Origin of the sequence: Microcoleus sp. Pol1C5 (assembly GCF_036701115.1) — a bacterium.
Lineage (GTDB): Bacteria > Cyanobacteriota > Cyanobacteriia > Cyanobacteriales > Microcoleaceae > Microcoleus.
This window is the reverse complement of sequence record NZ_JAUBQE010000056.1, coordinates 14,732-34,837: the sequence shown is the minus strand read 5'-3', so window position 1 is coordinate 34,837 and position 20,106 is coordinate 14,732. Positions and strand designations below refer to the sequence as shown.

Genomic DNA, 20,106 nt, shown 5'->3' with positions numbered 1-20,106 from the left:
CAAAAATTAATAGCTTATGTTATTAACCATCTCTACAACTCGCGTCCCTGCTACAGATTTGGGCTATTTGCTGCACAAACATCCCGATCGCCATCAATCCTTTCCGATGACTTTCGGGAAAGCCAGCGTGTTTTATCCAGAGGCCAATGCAGAAAGGTGCACGGCGGCTTTACTGTTAGATGTCGATCCGGTTGGTTTGGTGCGGGGCAAGTCAAAATCGGGCGATCGCCCTCTCGAACAATACGTGAACGATCGCCCCTACGTTGCCTCTTCGTTTCTGTCTGTCGCCCTCGCCAAAGTCTTTAGTACAGCTCTATCCGGTCGCTGCAAAGACCGCCCAGAACTCGCAGAAACAGCTATTCCTTTGACAGTTAATCTGGCGGTTTTGCCCTGTCGCGGTGGCGAGAAGTTTCTGCGGCAAATGTTTGAGCCGCTTGGCTATCAAGTCGCAGCAAAACCCCTGATTCTTGACGAGCAATTTCCCGAGTGGGGCGCAAGTCCTTACTTTTCTGTGGAACTCCAAAATACAGTTCGTTTGGCGGATTTGTTAAGCCATCTTTACGTGCTAATTCCCGTGTTGGATGACGACAAACATTATTGGGTAGGCGATGATGAAATCGAGAAATTATTGCATCACGGCGAAGGTTGGTTGAACGCGCATCCCGCCCGCGAACAAATTGCCAACCGCTATCTGAAACGCCAGCGCCGTCTGACGCGCATTGCTGTGGCACAGTTAGCAGAAGCAGATAATATCGACCCTGAGTATCTCGAAGTTTCTCATCAGCAAGAAGAGGAAGTTTTAGAACAGCAAATTAGCTTGAATCAACAGCGCTTGGAAGCTGTGACGGAGGTTTTAAAGCAAAGTGGTGCTAAGCGAGTGGTAGATTTGGGCTGCGGTGAGGGAAAACTGCTGAAACTGCTTTTGAAAGAAAGCTCGATCGAACAAATTACAGGCGTCGATGTGTCCTTTCGTGCATTGGAAATTGCCAGGGAACGTTTGCAGATCGATCGATTGTCTCCCGCACAACAATCTCGCATTCAACTAATTCAAAGTTCGCTAATTTATTGGGACAGCCGCTTGATTGGTTTTGATGCGGCGGCGGTAATTGAAGTGATCGAACATCTGGATTTAGAACGGTTAGCTGCTTTTGAACGGGTTTTGTTTGAATTTATCCGACCCAAAAGTGCGATCGTCACAAGTCCAAATATTGAATATAACGTTAGGTTTGAAAACTTGCCGGCGGGCAAATTTCGCCACCGGGATCACCGCTTTGAGTGGACAAGGGCAGAGTTTCAGACTTGGGCGAATAGAGTTGCCGAACGGTTTGGCTGTGGGGTAGAGTTTCGTTGTGTGGGAACTGAAGATTTAGAAGTAGGTTCGCCTACGCAAATGGCAATATTCACCCAGTACAAATAATACCCACAGTCTGTTTGTGCTTACAATATAGTTAAACTTGGAAAAATGCAGGCTGACGCTATGAGTAAATCTATTCAAACCCAGATCGTTGAAATTGACAATTCTCAGGGCATTCGCATTCCCAAATCTTTGTTAGAGCAAATTGGTATTAGCGAAGCAGTAGAAATCGAAGTTCACGGCGATCGGATTGTCATTCGTGCAGCCCAAAAACCGGGTGCCGATTGGTACGTCATTGGTTCAGCCCAAAAACCGCCTGCCGGTTGGATCGTCATTGGTGCAGCCCCAAAACCGCGTGCCGGCTGGGAGGAAGCGTTCGCAAAAATGGCAGAGCAACATGATGATGTCCTTCTTGATGATGTCACCACTACGGAGTGGGAGGAGCTTGAGTGGCAATGGTAGTCAAACGTTTTGATGTTTTTCGAGTTAACCTTGATCCCACTGTTGGCAGTGAAATTCGGAAACCTAGACCTTGTTTGGTGATTTCACCAGATGAGATGAACAAGCGCATTGCCACTGTCATCATTGCTCCAATGACAACGAAGGGGCGACAATATCCCAGCCGCATAGATTGTCATTTTCAAGGCAAAGATGGGCAAATTGTCCTCGATCAAATTCGGACTGTTGACAAAAATCGATTAGATGAATATCTCGGTCAAATCAGCGCTGACGAACAAAAAGCAGTTTTAGATACTTTGGTACAGATGTTTGCTGAATAATAATATTAAATGAAAATTACTTTTCCAGAACTATCTTTAGTCGTTCTCATCGGTGCATCCGGTTCCGGCAAATCTACCTTTGCGCGACAGCATTTCCTACCTACAGAAATCATTTCATCGGATTACTGCCGCGGTCTGGTTTCCGACGACGAAAACAATCAAGCGGTCACCGCTGATGCTTTTGAAGTATTGCATTTAATCGCTGCTAAACGTCTGGCCGCAGGTAAGCTAACTGTGATTGATGCCACCAACGTTCAGCCGGAAAGCCGCAAACCTTTGTTGGAATTAGCCCGAAAATATCATTGCTTTTTGGTTGCTATTGTGCTAGATTTACCAGAAAAATTGTGTGGCGATCGCAACCAACAACGTGCAAACCGCAATTTCGGAAATCATGTAATTCGCCGCCACGTTCAGAATTTAAAGCGATCGCTCAAATCTCTAGATCGGGAAGGATTTCGGTACGTTTACGTCCTGCGTTCCCCAGAGGAAATCGACGCGGTGGAAGTCGAGAGACAACCTTTGTGGAACAATCGCAAAGGCGACTGCGGCCCTTTTGACATCATCGGCGACGTTCACGGATGCTGCGACGAATTGGAACAATTGCTGCAACAGTTGGGCTATCAAATTATCGAAAAATCCAGCGAATCCGATTTGGGGAATTTTCCCACCTACGCGCACCCGGAGGGCCGTAAGGCCGTGTTTTTGGGCGATTTGGTCGATCGGGGCCCGCGCATTCTCGACACCCTCAAACTCGTGCGAAACATGGTACTCGCAGAAACAGCTTTGTGCGTACCTGGAAATCACGATATCAAACTGCTGCGAAAACTCAACGGCAAAAATGTCAAAATCAACCACGGACTCGAACAAACATTAGCAGAAATTGCCGCTTTACCGGATGAATCGCGCGAATCAGCAGTACGAGAAATTAGCAAATTTTTAGATAGTTTGAGCGGGCATTACGTCCTCGATGGCGGAAAATTAGTCGTCGCCCACGCCGGGATGAAAGCTGAATTTCAGGGACGCGCATCGGGCCGCATTCGAGATTTCGCCTTGTACGGAGAAACAACTGGCGAAATCGATGAATTCGGCTTGCCCGTCCGCTACAATTGGGCCGCCGAATATCGAGGTCAGGCAGCGGTTGTTTACGGACACACCCCCGTTCCAGAAACAGAATGGTTGAACAATACTGTTGATATTGACACCGGCTGCGTTTTCGGGGGCAAACTAACAGCTTTGCGGTATCCCGAAAGAGAATTTGTCAGCGTTGCTGCTGCGAGAATTTACTGCGAACCTGCCAAACCGATCCTCTTTCTAGACAGCCCAACTCCACTTAACAATAGAGATATGAATTCACCCGTTATCAATAGCGGTTTGGCGGCAGTGAATCTCACCGCCCAACAGCAGTTTGATGACGTACTGGACATTAGCGACGTACTCGGAAAACGCATTATTTCAACTCGCCTGCAACGTAACATTACGATTAAAGAAGAAAATGCGATCGCAGCCCTAGAAGTAATGAGTCGGTTTGCCGCCAATCCCAAATGGCTGATTTATTTGCCGCCCACAATGTCTCCCGCTGCTACCTCCAACGAACCAGGACTTTTAGAACATCCAGCCGAAGCATTTAGCTATTACCAACAGCAGGGGATATCGACAGTTGTGTGCGAAGAAAAGCACATGGGTTCCCGTGCAGTTGTGATTGTTTGCCGCGACGCATCAGCAGCTTTACGCCGCTTTGGCATTCTCAGCGAGAGTATGGGCATTTGCTACACCCGCACGGGACGGCATTTTTTCGATAATTCTACCTTAGAAATAGAATTTTTAGCGCGGGTAAATGTCGCTCTCACTGCGAGCAATTTTTGGGAAAAATTTCAAACCGATTGGGTGTGTTTGGACTGCGAATTAATGCCTTGGTCAGCTAAAGCTCAAGGTTTATTGAAAGAGCAATACGCCGCCGTGGGAACAGCATCTCGTCACGGGTTTGCGGAGGCGATTAAGAACTTAGAACAGGCAAAGCAGCGGGGAGTTGAAATTAATTCTTTGCTGACTAGCTACCAAGAAAGAGCCGAACTAGCCGATCGCTATGTTCATGCCTATCAGCGCTACTGCTGGCCAGTGAAATCGCTCTTGGACCTCAAATTAGCGCCTTTCCACATCTTGGCAACCGAGGGAACTGTTCACACTGACAAAAATCACTGTTGGCACATGGAACAGATTTCAGAAATTTGTAAAGCTGACCCTGAATTGCTGTTAGCTACTGAATACAAAATAGTTGAAATTGCCGATTTCGACAGCCGATTCGCAGGGATTCAATGGTGGGAAAAACTGACGGCGGCGGGAGGCGAAGGAATGGTTGTTAAACCAATGGATTTTATTGTGAAAAATAGCAAAGGACTCGTACAGCCTGCGGTAAAATGTCGCGGAAAAGAATATTTGCGAATTATTTATGGTCTGGAATATTCTTTGCCGGAACATTTAGAACAATTGCGATCGCGCGGCCTTTCCGGTAAGCGTTCTTTGGCGTTGCGAGAGTTTGCTCTCGGTGTAGAAGCATTGGAGAGATTTGTTGCGGGTGCTCCATTGAGACGAGTTCACGAGTGCGTTTTCGGAGTTTTAGCGATGGAGAGCGAACCTGTCGATCCGAGGCTGTAATCTGAAGGTAGAAAGCAGGGGCTCGCTCATTCATTTCCTCCTACTAATCGCTGTACTTCCAATGTCGATAAATTCATCATTTGTGCGACTTGCGCTAAATTCATGCCCGAATTTAACAGTTGAGAAACGAGCTCGCGCAAGGCTGATTCGGCCGCCAAGCGATGCGCGCCCTACTTTTAATCCGCGAAACAGGTGGGCAATGCCCACCCGGCTCTTAATTAACATCGAATTTTCATCCGAATTCGATTCGGTGGGCTAACATCGAGTTTTTAACCCTAATTCGCTCCTATTTATAACCTCTATTTTTCTCCGACCAAATGCGGGTTGGTAGTCCCCAAACATAGACAAATCCTTCGGCAGCTTTGTGATCGAATTCGTCCTCTGCGCCGTAAGTTGCTAAGTCGAAACTGTACAGAGAATTTTCAGATTTGCGGCCGACAATTGTGGCATTTCCTTTGAACAGTTTGAGCCGCACGGTTCCAGTTACTCGCTTTTGCGTGTCCTGAATAAATGCGTCTAAAGCGGTTTTCAAAGGATTGTACCAAAGACCGTTGTAAATCATTTGGCTGTAGGTTTCTTCGATGCCGCGTTTGTACCGAGTCACATCTGCTGTCAAGGTCAAACTTTCTAAATCTCGGTGCGCGTGCATCAAAACTAAAATCGCTGGTGTTTCGTAAATTTCCCGCGATTTAATCCCGACTAAGCGGTTTTCAATCATGTCAATCCGGCCGACTCCGTGGTTTCCAACTATTTCGTTGAGTTGGGAAATTAGGGCGACTGGTGATAAATCTTTGCCGTTTAAAGTGACAGGATTTCCGCAATCGAAACCGATTTCTATGTATTCGGGTGTGTCGGGAGTTTGTTCGATCGCCTTTGTCATCAAATACACCTCTTCCGGCGGTTCCGCCCAAGGATCTTCGAGGATTCCGGCTTCGATTGCCATTCCTAATAAGTTGCGATCGATACTGTAAGGCGAAGACTTTTTCACCGGGGACGGAATGCCGCATTTCTCGCCGTATGCGATCGTTTCCTCGCGGCTCATTTTCCACTCCCGCGCAGGTGCTAAAATCTTAATCTTGGGGTTGAGCGCGCCGATCGACACATCGAACCGCACCTGATCGTTTCCTTTACCTGTGCAACCGTGGGCGATCGCATCTGCACCGTATTTTTCCGCAGCTTCTACTAACAATTTAGCAATCAGCGGGCGAGCCAGGGCAGTCGAAAGAGGATAACGGTTTTCGTAAAGTGCGTTAGCTTGAATCGCTGGAAACGCATAGTCTTTGACAAATTCTTCGGTAGCATCAATAACTAAAGATTCCGAAGCACCGGATGCTAAAGCTTTTTTGCGGATCGGTTCTAATTCGTCTCCCTGTCCCAAATCCGCGGCCAGAGTAATTACTTCTTCAACACCCCACTCGTTTTTGAGGTAAGGAATGCAGACGGAGGTATCGACTCCGCCCGAATATGCTAGGACAACTTTTTTAGCGCGACTCATTGCTATTTACATCCTGAATTTAACTGACATCTTGCACCCTTGTCACTAAGCTTTTCAGGGCGGACAAGATGCCCACCCCACAAAAAAATATCATTTTTGTGGAACAGGCATCTTGCCTGTTCTTGAGAATGGTGCCTAATGTGAGGTTTAACCGACTTTTCATTATGCACCTAATTGAGATCGATTCTTGTCAGAAATAGCACAGATTTATATATTCTTTTTTTGCTAAACTTGGCTATTTCCCTAGGGAGTTGCTGCGAAAAATCTGCTACCGTGGGATACGGTAACTGTGGAGATGGGGAAAAACCGTGTTTTTTAGTGTTGTGATTCCGACGTATAATCGTAAACCGATTTTGGCAAAATGTCTACTGGCTTTGGAAAATCAGCAGTTCGGTGAGATTGTGAGAGAGTATGAAATAATTGTGGTGGACGACGGCTCGACGGACGGGACGCTGGAGTGGTTGGCTGCAGATGCCGACTTGTTGCCTCATGTGCGATCGATCGCCCAATGTCACCAAGGCCCCGCCGCTGCGCGCAATTTAGGCGTTGAAGATGCTAAGGGCGATACGATTATTTTTATTGACAGCGATTTGGTGGTAACAGAGCATTTTTTGCAAGCCCACGCAGATGCTTTGCTACAGGGTTACAAAGATACTGATGCGGTTTTTACTTACGGCAGCGTGATTAATACTTGTAATTTCGATAATCCTACTTCGGAACCCTACAAAATAACCGATTTTTCGGCTGCTTATTTTGCTACGGGAAATGTCGCGATCGCCCGCCACTGGCTGCTGGCTGCTGGACTGTTTGACACTCGCTTTCAACTGTACGGATGGGAAGATTTAGAGTTGGGTGTGAGGTTGAAAAAATTAGGTTTAAAATTAATTAAATGTCCGGCTGCTGTCGGCTATCACTGGCATCCACCTTTTAGTTTAGAGCAAATTCCTGGCATGATAGACCGAGAAATTCAGCGCGGGAGAATGGGAGTTTTGTTTTATCAAAAGCACCCTAATTGGGAAGTGCGGATGATGATTCAAATGACTGTTCTGCACCAAATACTGTGGGGATTTTTATCATTAGGTGGGATGCTGAACGAGCGGACAATGACTCCTTTTTTGCAGTGGTTGATTGACCAAGGTAAGCCCCAGCTAGCTTTAGAAATTGCTCGAATTTTTCTGAATTGGTATAACGTGAAAGCCGTGTACGCCGCTTGTGGGGAATTGCAGGCTGATACAAAGATACCATAAATCAGCCGCCGGACGGTGTAAATAAAATATAAGAGATTGTAGGAGTGTTTCAGGGTCCATTGGTGTCAACTTAAGCTCAAATATATTAACGGTATACTGTTGGACAATTATGCCTAAATTCTCCTAGCCTTGCTTAAGAAAGGGGATTTACCGGACTCAAGACTTGGATAAAAACCAGAGAAGCAAAGGATTTTAGTCTTAAGTTGATACCACTGATCGGGGAGGTTTTTAATTGTCATTTCGACTAAGGATATTTACTTAGAACACACAATAGCGATCCACCAGATAAAGGCAGGCGAAATCGGTTTCTAGACATTGTAAAAATTTTACCTTTAATCAAACTTGCTTGCTGAGCGTGTGATTTGATGAATCTCGCCTGTTTTCTTGATGGGCTGCGATAATTAGATTTTCACACATTTTCAAACTATTCTTATTTTTGATATAATTACAAATAATTTAGGAGTGTGCTATCTACCCAAGAGTTGTGCTGGTTTACCTGAGAGCGTTAGCTACAAACGGTTAATGACTTAAAAGTATTCCCACATAAAAAGTTTGAATAATTTGAGGGTCTGCTGTGAATACAACTGACGATAAAAATCCAAGACGAGAAACAATTAGACTTCCAAAAACTGCTTTCCCACAAAATATTTTAATGGTGGACGACAATCCAGAAAGCTTGCGACTTGTATCCCGGCTTTTGTCTAAGCGGGGATATAAACTGCGGCCGACACGAGATGGCAAATTAGCTCTCAACTTTGCTCTATCGAGTCCACCGGATTTGATTTTGCTGGACATCATGATGCCCGGTATGGATGGCTATCAAGTCTGCGAACAGCTAAAAGCTTCTCCGAAAACGAAAGATATCCCTGTGATTTTTATCAGCTCTTTAAATGAAGTTTTTGATAAAGTCAAAGCTTTTTCGCTGGGGGCGGTAGATTACATTACTAAACCGTTTGAAATAGAAGAAGTCGTGGCTCGCGTCGAAAATCAACTGCTGCTCAGTCGGCTTTCTAAGGAACTTGTAGCAAAAAATGCGCTGCTAGAAGCTGAAATAGAAGAACGTAAGCGGATCGAAGCACAATTACGAGAAAGCCAGCACTGGCTGTCGGCAGTAATTAAAACGAATCCTAATCTATTGTACGTTTACGATTTGATAGAAGAGAGAAGTCTCTACGTCAACCGCGATATTTCTAGCGATATTGGCTACACGTTTGAAGAAATACAGCAGATGGCAGCCACATTTATTCCTAAGTTAATACACCCTGACGATATCCCTGCATTCTCCGAACAAAGAAAAAAACTTGAGGCAGCAAAAGATGGCGAAAGCTTTGATTTTGAATACCGGATACAGCAGAAGAATGGTGAATATCGGTGGTTTTGCAGCCGGGAGAGCGTGTTTGCCAGAACACCGCAGGGCAAACCTTGGAAAATTCTGGGAACTGCTGCTGAAATTAGCGATCGCAAACAAGCAGAACTAGAACTTAAAACAGCTTTAGCTGCTTTGGAACGGCAAATCAAGCAAAGATTTCTGCTAGAAACAATTACTCTCGAAATCCGCTACAGCTTAAATCCAGAGCAAGTTTTTCAAACAGCGACAGCCCAAATAGGTAGAATTTTTAATGCCGATTACTGCTTGATTCACACTTACAAAGAAAACCCATTTCCCCAAATTTTTAATGTCGCTGAGTACAGAAAAGCCGCATCAAAATCGCTTTTAGATTTACAAATTCCCGTACAGGGCAATCCTCACGTTCAGTTTTTATTGTCCCAAGAGCAAGCTGTAGTTTCTGACGATGTTTTTTCCGATCCCCTGCTAGAAAATGTCAGAGATTTGTGCTGTCAAATAGGTTTGAAGTCGATGATATCCATCCGCACTTCCTACCAGGGAAAAGCCAACGGAATGATATGCTTGCACCAGTACGATCGCCCGCGTAACTGGACACAAGATGAGATCAGATTATTGAAAGCTGTGGCAGCACAAATGGGAATTGCGATCGCTCAAGCCAATCTTGTCGAACAAGATAAACAACAGCGACTTAAACTTCAACAGAGCGAAGCTAGTCTAGCAGCCGCCCAGAAAATTGCCCATATCGGCAGTTGGGAATTTGATTTAGTCACTCATAAAATTACTTGGTCAGAAGAAGTGTTCCGCATTTTTGGTCTTGACTCAAGTGCAACTGAACCGACATCTGCAAAACTTTTAAAGATGTGTCATCCCGACGACAGAGACGTGTTTCAAAAAACTGTCACCCTCACTATCTCGCAAGGCATTTCCTACAAAAGAGAGTTCCGATTTATTCATCCTAGCGGTCAAATCCTATACGTGGAAGGAAGAGGAGAAGCGGTTTTTAACGAAACCGGGGAAGTAATCAAACTGTTGGGAACAGTAATGGATATTAGCGATCGCAAACAAGCCGAAGCAGAGTTGCTGCTTAGCGAACTGCGAGAACGAGAAAAAGCGCAACAGCTAGAACAAACTCTGGAATACTTAAAAAATGCTCAATCCCAGCTAATTCAATCCGAAAAAATGTCAAGTATCGGGCAAATGGTAGCGGGAGTTGCCCACGAAATTAATAACCCTGTCAATTTCATCTACGGCAATATTATTCCCGCCAAACAGTACGCTCGCGATTTACTAAAATTGCTCAGTCTTTATCAGCAACACTATCCCGAACCAGTTCCTGAAATAGCTCAAGAATTGGCAGAAATAGAGGCAGATTTTATCGCGGAAGATTTTCATAAAATCATGGCTTCAATGCAAGAAGGTGCTAACAGAATTAAGCAGATCGTGCTGTCTTTGCGAAACTTTTCGAGACTTGATGAAACAGCTCGCAAAGTAATAGACATTCATGAAGGGATAGAGAGCACTTTGGTGATTTTGCAGCACCGATTGCAGCCACAGCAAAAACGTCGGGAAATTCAACTCATTAAAAATTACGGCACACTGCCAAAAATCGAGTGTTATCCGGCTCAATTAAACCAGGTATTTATGAATTTGTTGTTGAATGCGATCGACGCTGTGGAAGAGTCATCAGCAAACTGTACTTGCAAAGTTAACCAAATTCGCATTGTTACTGAAGTCAGCCGAGAAAATCAAGTGTGTGTGCGGATTTCTGACACCGGGCCCGGTATCCGTCCCGAAGTTCAGTCAAGGATATTTGACCCGTTTTTTACTACCAAACCGATCGGCAGTGGCACTGGTTTGGGATTGTCGATTAGTTACCAAATAGTTAAAGACACCCACGGCGGAAATTTGGAGTGTCATTCAGAAGTTGGCCGGGGAACAGAATTTGCGATCGAACTTCCGATTTCGCAAAAGTTGAAAGTTAAAAAAAGTTAAGAGAAGCTGTTATATCATGTGCGTTAAATTAACTATAACTCTTCTGGGGCTGGTTCATCAACTATCTATAATATCAGCCAGAGAAAATCGTAAACTTGCCCCGATCGTCCGATTTGGGACAATTCAACGGATATCCTATTAATGATCTATCAAAACCTCTTATAGTGTGTGTAATAACCAGACATTTTCTCCAGTATTTCACGAGTATTTCATAAGAAGGTTTGTGATTTAGTTTAATCTAATCCTAAGCGTGATATAATTAACAGTTGGCCTTATGAGGCCCAGACGTTGCGATGCTAAAATTAGTAGTGAATATTACAGTTGCTATTATACAAACTCTGTCAACATACGTCTGCTGTAGCGTCTACCACATTTTAACTGAATTATGACTGACTCAATTCGCTTCCTCATGTGTGCTCCTGACCACTACGATGTGGATTACGTGATTAATCCGTGGATGGAGGGCAACGTACACAAATCATCGCGCGATCGCGCCGTCGAACAGTGGGAAAAACTCTACCACGTCCTCAAAGAAAACGCTGTGGTAGACCTCGTACCGCCCGCAAAAGGCTGGCCCGATATGGTTTTTACCGCCAACGCAGGCTTACTTTTAGGCAATACCTTCGTCCTCAGCCGTTTCTATCACAAAGAACGCCAAGGCGAAGAACCCTATTTCAAAGCATGGTTTGAAAGCAAAGGTTTCACCGTGCATGAACTGCCGAAAGACTTGCCGTTTGAGGGTGCTGGCGATGCTTTGCTCGATCGCGAAGGACGCTGGTTGTGGGCCGGATACGGCTTCCGTTCCGAACTCGACTCGCACCCGTTACTAGCCAAATGGCTCAACATAGAAGTGCTTTCGCTGCGTTTAGTTGACGAACGTTTCTATCACCTAGACACCTGTTTTTGTCCCCTGACAGGTGGCTATTTGCTCTACTATCCAGCAGCATTTGACTCGTACTCCAACCGCTTAATTGAAATGCGAGTGGCGCCGGAAAAACGCATTGCCATTGAAGAAGCAGATGCCGCCAATTTTGCCTGCAATGCCGTCAATATTGACAAAGTTGTGGTAATGAATAAAGTTAGCGAAGCTTTGAAAACGCGCATCACTAATGCTGGTTTTCAAGTAATTGAAACGCCGATGACCGAATTTCTGAAAGCGGGCGGCGCCTGTAAGTGTTTGACGCTGCGGGTAACGGAACCGGTGCAACAAGAGCGATCGGCAAACGTGATGGTAGAAAGCCGCACAATTCGCATGGAAGGTCACTTGCTAGATGCTGGTTTAATCAGTCGCGCGTTAGACTTAATTATCGAAAACGGCGGCAGTTTCCAAGTCCTCAATTTCAATTTAGGAGAGCAGCGCCAAAGCACATCATCTGCGGACGTTAAAGTTTCGGCTCCTTCCCACGATGTGATGGAAGAAATCATGGGAATGCTGATTGACTTGGGTGCAGTTCCTCCGCCGCAAGAGATTTGCGACGCTATTTTAGAGCCGGTAGTGCAAGATGGCGTCGCCCCGGACGACTTTTATGTGAGTACGATTTATCCTACAGAAGTGCGGGTAAACGGTCAGTGGGTGAAAGCGCAAAATCAGCGGATGGACGGTGCTGTTGCTATTACGGAAACTGCTGATGGCCCAGTGGCTAAATGCAAATTATTGCGCGATTTAAAAGTAGGAGAAAAAGTCGTTGTAGATGTAGTGGGTATCCGCACTATCCGCAAAACCGAATCGCGGGAACAGCGCAATTCTCAAGAGTTCAGTTTTATGTCCGGCAGCGTTTCTAGCGAGCGCCGCGTAGAATTGGTGGTGGAACAAGTAGCGTGGGAATTGCGCCAAATTCGCGATCGAGGTGGCAAAGTTGTAGTTACGGCGGGGCCTGTTGTTATCCACACTGGCGGTGGCGAACATTTAGCGCATTTGATTCGCGAAGGTTACGTACAAGCGCTGTTAGGCGGAAATGCGATCGCGGTTCACGACATGGAACAATCGAGCATGGGAACCTCTTTAGGGGTTGACATGAAACGCGGTGTGGCTGTGCGCGGCGGGCACCGCCATCACTTGAAAATAATTAACAGTGTGCGACGTTACGGGAGTATTGCAAAAGCTGTTGAAGCCGGGCTGGTTACTAACGGTGTCATGTACGAATGCGTGAAGCATAATATCCCGTTTTCTCTAGCAGGTTCTATCCGCGATGACGGCCCGCTTCCTGACACGCAAATGGATTTAGTTAAGGCTCAAGAAGAATATACTGAGCTGTTACGAGGTGCGGATATGGTGTTAATGCTGTCGTCTATGCTGCACTCAATTGGTGTGGGAAATATGACGCCGGCGGGTGTGAAGATGGTCTGTGTGGACATTAATCCGGCGGTGGTGACGAAATTGAGCGATCGGGGTTCGATCGAGTCTATTGGAGTTGTTACCGATGTGGGATTGTTCCTGAGTTTGTTAGTGAATCAATTGGATAAATTGACCAGTCGCCATCATGTAACTCAATCTGTTTAGATGTAGCGCGGAATCGGCGGTTGAAACCGCGTCTGTACAAATGAAGTCCGCCTTTGCGGACTGAAGGATAAAGCGCGTAGGGTGCGCACCGCGCACCTTACGAAATCATTATAAATATTGAGAGCAAAAGCAATGGTACAGGAATTAATAGACCTGAAAATTGTATTTTGGAAGGCAGGAATGAAGATGCTCTAGCAATTGTCGATGAGTTAGAGGGCATGAGCAAACAAGCAACTCTGCGGAATATTGGGTCTTTTTTACTGATTCTGTTAATCCACCTAATTAAAAACCAAGTTGAACAGCGTTTGACAAATTATTGGGCTGCTTCTATTGCTAATTGGGTCCGAGGTATTAAAAAGATCAATCTCAAAGATAAAACATCTTACTACATCAACTCTGCTGAGTGGGAGTCTTTTATAGAAGATGAACTAGAAGCCGCAATTCGTGAGGCTAGCAGGGAAGTGTTGGAAGGAAAGTTAAGCCGCGCTCAACTCAATCACAGAGTGGACAGAGAGCAAATTATGGCGATCGCAACAGGGCTACTGTCCCTGACATACACTTATTCTCGATGTGAATTCGAGGATGCGATCGACGAATATTTGTCGCATTTACCTGGGGGTGAAAATTGGAATGTATAGAGTCAAAAATAGAAAAATTCATTGCTGTATAATACTGACGGTAATAAACGATGCGTGCGATCGCACCTATCGAAAGCTATTCGTAAATCAGAGCCTAGCTGGGGCGGGTTGACTGCCTTGAACTGGCTTTTTTACCGATTTGGTCAATTCCCCCCTACATCCGCAGCAGCGCCTGATATTCCAATAAAAAACCTCAGACCCGCAAGTCTGAGGACCGGAGTTCCTGAAAATCGTCACTTCTTACTATTGTCGCCAACACACAGCACAACATACAAGGGGGGCGCAACCCAGCACGGCAGCTTTTGGCAGACAGAAATTGCTTCCTGACTCGCAACGCGAAAGCAATTTTTACTTCAACACTTCACGAAAGCAAAACAATTCTTCTCGCCATTTTCAGATCTGGGTTGATAATTTTGCTTTAGGAAGGGATCCTATCCTCGATCGCAATATAAGGAGCACCGTGAGTCCCCGTATATATTTGAGTGGGGCGGTAAATGCGGTTTGCTTCTAGCTGTTCCTTCCAGTGGGCCAACCAGCCGGCAACACGGGCGATCGCAAAAACTGGTGTAAATAAGTCCAGCGGAATTCCCATTTTTCGGTAAACCAGACCAGAATAGAAATCTACATTTGCATAAATTCCTTTGTGGCCCAATTTCTCTTCAACCACTTCTTCTAATTTGACAGCAATGTCGTAATAATCATCGCGGCCGAAGTTGTCAAATAACTGTTCTGCTAACCCTTGGAGAATAGTTGCTCTCGGATCTTTCACCTTGTAAACGCGGTGGCCGAACCCCATGATTTTGTCCTTGTTTTCAACGCTCTTCTCGACAAAAGCCCGCACGTTTTCTACCGAACCAATTTGCTCCAACATATCAATCACTTCTTCATTAGCTCCCCCGTGCAGCGGTCCCGCCAAAGTGCCAACTGCTGAAGCAATTACCCCGTAAGGGTCTGTTAGTGTCGAAGCTGTTACCATTGCCGAAAATGTAGAGGCATTAATTGTATGTTCAGCGTGGAGAGTCAGACAAGTGTCAAAAATGCTAGCTAACAGCGGATCCGGTTCTTGCTCGTTGAGCATATAAAGAAAGTTAGCCGAGTAGTCCAAGTCATCCCTCGGTCGCACCGGGTCATTTCCCCGTCGCATTTGCTGGAACGCCGCCACCATTGTGGGAATCTTAGCTAGCAGCCGCACTACAGCTTCTCGAATGTATCCCTGGTTGGGCAGAGCTCTGCGGGAGTAGAACAAGCCCAGGGCGGCCGCTGAAGCTTGCAGGGCGTCCATGGGATGTCCTCTTTCTGGAAAGCATTTCATCATGTCCCGGATGCGATATTTTATCCGGCGGTGATAGCGAATTTCATGCTCGAAAGCTTCTAGTTCTCCCTTTGTCGGAAGTACCCCCCAGATTAATAAATATGAAGTTTCGAGAAAGGAACTTTTCAGTGCCAGTTCCTCGATGCTAATCCCGCGATATTCCAGCAACCCTTTTTGTCCATCGACGTAGCTAATGCTGGACAAGGTGGCGGGAACACCTTCTAAACCTGGTTTGAATTCGCCGACGACCATTGCGATACCGTTTTGTGTGAGTTCAATCTACTAAAAGTACATTACCAGAAACGAAGATAGTGTCACAGTGTTGACAAATAATCATTTAATTGCGGTTGAGAAACCGAGTGTTTCAACAGACAGCCCGATCGCACCCCTGCGTATTTTCTCGGGTTTTTCCCGGTTTCCACGTCCCAGAATGCAGTTTTAAGAGGGCTGGCGGGTCCTGTTAATGTCGGGGCAGTTCCCTGTTTCTAGTGCAGCAAAAACTTAGGCGCAGTTAGCCAAAACATTTGGCTGCGGCCCACTGGGGAGCCGGTCTCCGGGAGGATTAAGCCGATGATACCTGCTTTTTTGAGAATGAGGGCATCTTGCGATCGAGCCCAAAGCAAAGTTTCTGCCCAGTGGCCTAAGTCGGGTTGGTGGCCCACCAGGGCCAAGCTGCGGCTACCTATTTCCTGCCACTGTTTGTACCACTCCAGCCAGTTTCCGATGTCTCCTGAAGGTGCGAGGGTGGCGGATTCTTCTATTTGGGAACTCAAACCGACTGTTTGCAGGATTTTGGCGGTTTGCTGCGCCCGCAGTAGGGGACTGGTAAGAATCAGGTCAAACTGAATTTCGAGTTCGTACAGCCGTTGGGCAATTTTTCTGGTTTTACGATCGCCCTCTTTAGTCAGCGGGCGTTCTGAGTCTGTATCATATTCTTCGGGTGCGGCGGCGATACCGTGCCGGATCAGGTAAATAACCATATATTAATACTTCCAGGCATTGGGTCCCGTTTTTCTAGGAGCAATCTAGGATATACCTACCTTTTGCCTATTCTACAACTGGATTAACCTCTGGCGCCGTCATCGGGTTTGCGCTTTTGTAGCGATCGCGCCCTTGTCGTTTCGCATCGTACAATGCTCGATCGGCGACGGCAACGAGTTCATCCGGTGATGTTTCCGCAGTGGGAATCACAGTTGCAATTCCCATGCTCACAGTCACGATCGAGCTTACCTCAGATTGCTCGTGAGGGATTCCCAAATCTCGTATTGCCTGACGCATCGACTCAGCAACCGCGATCGCCCCTGCAGCATCCGTACTCGGCAGGATAGCAGCAAATTCTTCGCCCCCATAGCGCACAAACAAATCGGTAGAACGTTTAACCGCGGCGGCAGCAGCTTTCGCCACTTGCACCAAACAAGTATCCCCAGCTTGATGTCCGTAGCAATCGTTATATCGCTTGAAATAATCTACATCCAACATAATCAACGAAAGCTGTTGTTGGCCCTGCATCAGCCGATGCCATTCCGACTGCAATCGCTCATCAAAACAGCGGCGGTTTGCTACTTGTGTTAACCCATCTGTCGTAGCAATTAATCTTTCTTGTTCCGCCCAGTGTCTGAGCATCTCCTCGCCCCGCTTGCGTTCTGTAATATCAGCAAAAGTCGTCAATACTGCATAGGGTTTAGACTGATTGAAATGGAACAGCGGTTGAGAATTAATCGAAATCCAAGTCAGCGTTTTATCCGATTTGTGAATGCCCATCACCACATTCGATCGCCCTTGTCCCGTGCGCAGGGTGAGGATTGCCGGATGCTGTTGGCCCGGGAACGGTTGGCCATCCTCCCGAACGATTCGCCAGTCTAAATCTACGGATGTGCGCCCCATCATTTGCTCCGGGGTCAGCCCGAGAATTCTTTCGGCACTAGCATTACACGCAGTAATTTGTCCGTTTGCTAGCTGGAGTACGACACCTTCTGTCATGCTAGTAATCACAGAACGGTAGCGTTCCTCACTTTCCTGTAATTGACTCAGGAGAATGTTTTTGGCATCAAACTCTGAAGCCAGATGCAGGCTGCTTGCCAGAAACCCGACCATCAGTTGTAAGGTCTGGATATCTGACTCTGTAAAGGCAGAGGGTTTAGCTGAAAGCACTTTTAAGACCCCAACCCGATCGTCCTGATAGAACAAAGGAACAACCACCATTGACCGCAGACCAATGCGCTCACAGGCAGCCCGATCCACCCGTGCATCGGTTTCTGAATCCTCGCAAAGCATGATTTGACCAGTCGCAATACATTTTCCCGATAAACTTGTCCCTACTTTGATCCGTAATCCAATATAGGCGCTGGCGATACCGCTGGCTGCCCGATACACCATTTCATCCCCTTCAACCATTTCAATCACTGCTCCATCGGCGCGGGTCAAATCTTGAGTCCTCTCTGCAATCACAGCCATGACTGCATCAAGATTGGGATTGCGGATGGCGATTTCCTGTTGGGTAGCAATCACTATACTCAGACGCTGGAACTCTAGTTGTAATGCTGCTTCTGCTTGCTTGCGATCGGTGATATCCTTCATAAAGCAGTGATGCCCGATCGATCGCTCCTGCGAGTCGTAGGCCGCCAACATCACCACCTGCTTGTAAAAGATCGAGCCATCTTTCCGGATACCCCGGGCCTCAACCTCCACTCGGCCCTCGGCCAGCATTTTTTTATAAGCCCCCATCATCCTGTCGCAGTCGTCGGGATGAACTGTTTTCTGCCAATTCATACCAACCATTTCTTCAGGCTGATAACCTGCTATATTCGCGTAGGCTTGATTAACGGTGAGGTACCGTCCGAAAATATCCAGCCGCGAGATGCCCTCAACTGCATTAGCAAGAGCTGTACTCAATTCTCTGAGTTCTGTTTCCGCTTTGACAAGATCCGTAATGTCTTGGGATGTACCAAACAACCGAATGACTTGTCCTTCTGCATTGAGTTCGGCCTGTCCTCTGGCTTCAGTATGGCGGATAGAACCATTCGGGCGCAAGACTTGGAGGCGCAATAGATAAGGCTCTCCCCGATCCAGCGCTCGTTGAACTACCAGGTGTAGCTGTTTGGCACTTTCGGGATGGTAAAGCCGCAGGTTTTCTTCATAGGTAGGTTCGCCCAGTGCCCTGTCGCGTCCCAAAATCTCAAATAGTTGGGGAGACCAGGTAATTTTACCCCTAATCACGTCCCATTCCCAGTTACCGATTTGGGCAACTCGCTGGGCTTCTGACAACCTGATTTCATTCTGTTGCAGGGCAGTTTCTGTTTGCTGGCGACGAGCGGTAATGTCATTTTCGTTGACGACCAACATCGGGTTGCCTGTTACCGGGTCTTTGGTACACCGCACGTCGATCCTGTGCCAGCGAATCCCAGCCAGAGTAATCACTTGAGCCTCAGTGATCGATACCTCGCCGTACCCTTGAACTCCCATTGCTCGCTCTCCTACCTGAGGGTCAACAAAGTGGCTTAGAAAAGCATTATCTGACGCAGAGCGAGGGTGCAGTGCATCCCCATAACAGCGCAATGCCGCCGGGTTTTCCAGCAGCGGTAAGCCTTCTAGGGTGTACAGGGAAACCATGAGCGTGGTGTGCCGGAGTGCCTCGATCGATCGCAGGATTTCCGGCTCCATTCGATCGGCGCTTTCGACTGTACCCTCGACTAGCATTGCCAAACGCCCGCCCTCAATCCTGATCCCAGAACACCGACAGCGGACAGAAACAGGCTGACCGGCCGGGTAAAACGTCCACTGCTCGGACAAGGTTTTGCCTTGCTGAAACTGCTGCAGATATGTCTGCAAGCGAATCCCAGTAGACTCTGACACATCGCTAAAGTTGCGGCTCACAAGTTCTTGCCGGCTAGAAGCATTCCACAGGTACAAGGATGCTTGGTTTGCCCACCGCATTTGCAAATGCTGAATATCAAATATCCAGATCGGGTTTTGCAACAAGTCAAAAGCTTTGAGCTGGACAATATCGCCGCTCAGGGAATAGGCAAACTCTAGTGGTAGACAATTTTGATGATTGACTCTGGGCGCGCTTTCTGTACTGGTGGCAGTTTGATTTGGTTCTGTTTCGAGTTCCGGCGGTTGATTTGGCCCCAGTACCGGGCGGTGAGATTCCAAGTGCCGCATCGTCAACCCGATGTGCATTGCAACCTGTTGCAGGAGCTGAACGTCGAGAGGTTCCCACTGACGCGGACTTCGGCAGTGATGAGCAATCAACAGTCCCCAAAGCTTCGGAGATTGCTGCGGTTTGCCATCTAGCAAGAGTGGCGCAACTAAATTTGCCTGAACCTGGAGGCGATCGAGCAATTCGACATCACAAGCTTGAAGAGAACCGCTGTGAATATCAGAAATGGTGCTCCTTTGTCCCTGGCTGTAACGCTCTACCCAGGTAGCTTCACAGCAAGGAACATAAATCTGTTTTCCTAGGATTCGCGGCCACTGAGCATCAACCGATTCAGCAAATACTACACTATTTCCCTTTGGTAGGAAGCGATAAATAATCACGCGATCGGTTTGCAGCAGCACCCTGGTTTCCTCTAGCGCACATTGCAAAATTGTCTCCAGCTCCCCGAACTCGTTGATTTGAAGTGCAATTTCTGAAACTTTTTCTAGAATTTTCTCTAACGACCAAGAGAAAGTCTGGTTTGTAGACATCTCCGCGTTCCTTTTTTGTTAAGCAATTTTTTACTATTCTAGCCTGCCACAAAAAAATATAATAATTTATTTTAAATCGTAGCAACTGGTTGCTTACTTA

General features: G+C 46.7%; 11 protein-coding genes and 1 pseudogene. 8 read left to right on the top strand and 4 right to left on the bottom strand.

The window, feature by feature from the left end; genetic code table 11:
• The first annotated feature begins 16 nt into the window (after positions 1-16).
• Genes QUA23_RS25455 through QUA23_RS25440 form a run of 4 tightly spaced genes read left to right on the top strand, consistent with a single transcriptional unit; the run spans position 17 to position 4,785 of the window.
• A complete protein-coding gene (locus tag QUA23_RS25455) occupies positions 17-1,417 on the top strand; it encodes a 3' terminal RNA ribose 2'-O-methyltransferase Hen1 (protein WP_333078692.1) in 1,401 nt (466 codons plus the stop codon).
• 60 nt (positions 1,418-1,477) lie between these two features.
• The gene (locus QUA23_RS25450; RefSeq protein WP_333078691.1) at positions 1,478-1,816 is read left to right on the top strand and encodes an AbrB/MazE/SpoVT family DNA-binding domain-containing protein; all 339 of its coding nucleotides are present in this window, start codon (positions 1,478-1,480) and stop codon (positions 1,814-1,816) included.
• A complete protein-coding gene (locus QUA23_RS25445) occupies positions 1,810-2,133 on the top strand; it encodes a type II toxin-antitoxin system PemK/MazF family toxin (RefSeq protein ID WP_333078690.1) in 324 nt (107 codons plus the stop codon). The genes QUA23_RS25450 and QUA23_RS25445 overlap by 7 nt, the downstream gene beginning before the upstream one ends.
• A gap of 9 nt (positions 2,134-2,142) precedes the next feature.
• Positions 2,143-4,785, top strand: a complete 2,643-nt coding sequence (locus tag QUA23_RS25440) for a polynucleotide kinase-phosphatase (protein WP_333078689.1) — start codon at positions 2,143-2,145, stop codon at positions 4,783-4,785.
• A gap of 286 nt (positions 4,786-5,071) precedes the next feature.
• On the opposite strand, the gene QUA23_RS25435 is transcribed toward QUA23_RS25440, so the two are convergent.
• Complete coding sequence (locus QUA23_RS25435) at positions 5,072-6,280, bottom strand: argininosuccinate synthase (RefSeq protein WP_333078688.1); 1,209 nt, start codon at positions 6,278-6,280, stop codon at positions 5,072-5,074.
• 308 nt (positions 6,281-6,588) lie between these two features.
• Between QUA23_RS25435 and QUA23_RS25430 the strand changes: the two genes are divergently transcribed.
• The 4 genes and pseudogenes from QUA23_RS25430 (at position 6,589) to QUA23_RS25415 (ending at position 14,005) form a co-directional block, all read left to right on the top strand.
• Positions 6,589-7,527: a glycosyltransferase gene (locus QUA23_RS25430; RefSeq protein WP_333078687.1), complete on the top strand. Its 939-nt coding sequence runs from the start codon at positions 6,589-6,591 to the stop codon at positions 7,525-7,527.
• Between the two features lie 574 nt (positions 7,528-8,101).
• Positions 8,102-10,867, top strand: a complete 2,766-nt coding sequence (locus tag QUA23_RS25425) for a PAS domain-containing protein (protein WP_333078686.1) — start codon at positions 8,102-8,104, stop codon at positions 10,865-10,867.
• Positions 10,868-11,252: 385 nt separating this feature from the next.
• Positions 11,253-13,367, top strand: coding sequence for a bifunctional arginine dihydrolase/ornithine cyclodeaminase (gene argZ, locus QUA23_RS25420; protein WP_333078685.1), 2,115 nt, complete (start codon positions 11,253-11,255; stop codon positions 13,365-13,367).
• 132 nt (positions 13,368-13,499) lie between these two features.
• Positions 13,500-14,005 (top strand): annotated as a pseudogene (locus QUA23_RS25415) (DUF29 family protein).
• A 418-nt stretch (positions 14,006-14,423) separates the two neighbouring features.
• Here the strand turns inward: QUA23_RS25415 and QUA23_RS25410 are convergent.
• The 3 genes from QUA23_RS25410 to QUA23_RS25400 all read right to left on the bottom strand — a co-directional run bounded on the left by QUA23_RS25410 (position 14,424) and on the right by QUA23_RS25400 (position 20,006).
• On the bottom strand, positions 14,424-15,569 hold the full coding sequence (locus tag QUA23_RS25410; protein ID WP_333078684.1) for a citrate synthase: 1,146 nt from the start codon (positions 15,567-15,569) through the stop codon (positions 14,424-14,426).
• Between the two features lie 233 nt (positions 15,570-15,802).
• Positions 15,803-16,297 (bottom strand): phosphohistidine phosphatase SixA, encoded by a 495-nt coding sequence (sixA, locus tag QUA23_RS25405; RefSeq protein WP_333078683.1) that lies wholly within the window; start codon positions 16,295-16,297, stop codon positions 15,803-15,805.
• Between the two features lie 67 nt (positions 16,298-16,364).
• Positions 16,365-20,006 carry a diguanylate cyclase domain-containing protein gene (locus QUA23_RS25400; protein ID WP_333078682.1) on the bottom strand — a complete coding sequence of 1,214 codons (3,642 nt, stop codon included), beginning with the start codon at positions 20,004-20,006 and terminating at the stop codon, positions 16,365-16,367.
• Positions 20,007-20,106 lie beyond the last annotated feature (100 nt).